Annotated in this window: 1 protein-coding gene; it reads right to left on the bottom strand. The window is 66.4% G+C overall.

The window, feature by feature from the left end; genetic code table 11:
• Positions 1-566, bottom strand: a 566-nt coding sequence (locus tag N879_RS15690; protein WP_022983415.1) for an MFS transporter, incomplete at both ends; no start/stop codon positions are given.

The raw sequence follows: 566 nt of genomic DNA, 5'->3' as shown, positions 1-566 counted from the left end.
ACCCGCGCATGCGGCATGTGCATCTCACCGAGCCCTTCCAGGGCGATGGTGATCAGCACCATCGCGGCACCGAACAGCACGAAACCCAGGGTATCGAAACGCACCCGCTCCGGCCCCTTGAGATCCGGCATGAAGCGCAGCGCGGCGATGCAACCGATCACGCCCACCGGCAGGTTGATCAGGAAGATCCAGTGCCAGGAGGCGTACTCCACCAGCCAGCCGCCCAGGGTCGGCCCGAGCAGCGGCCCGACCAGCCCCGGCAACGCGATGAAGGCCATGATCCGCACGAATTCGCTGCGCGGAAAGGCGCGCAGCACCACCAGCCGCCCCACCGGCAGCATCAGCGCCCCGCCCAGCGCCTGCAGCACGCGGGATGCGACGAGCTGGTTGAAGCTGGTGGACAGCGCGCAGAGCAGCGAACCCAGGGAGAACAGCACGATGGCCGCGACAAAGATTCGCCGACTGCCAAAGCGATCGGCAATCCAGCCCGATGCCGGAATCAACAAGGCGACCGTTAGCATGTAGGCGATCACCACACCCTGCATGCGCAGCGGGTTCTCGGCCAG

The organism is Alcaligenes sp. EGD-AK7, assembly GCF_000465875.3.
GTDB lineage: Bacteria > Pseudomonadota > Gammaproteobacteria > Burkholderiales > Burkholderiaceae_B > Alcaligenes > Alcaligenes phenolicus.
This window is presented reverse-complemented; position numbering and strand designations above follow the sequence as displayed.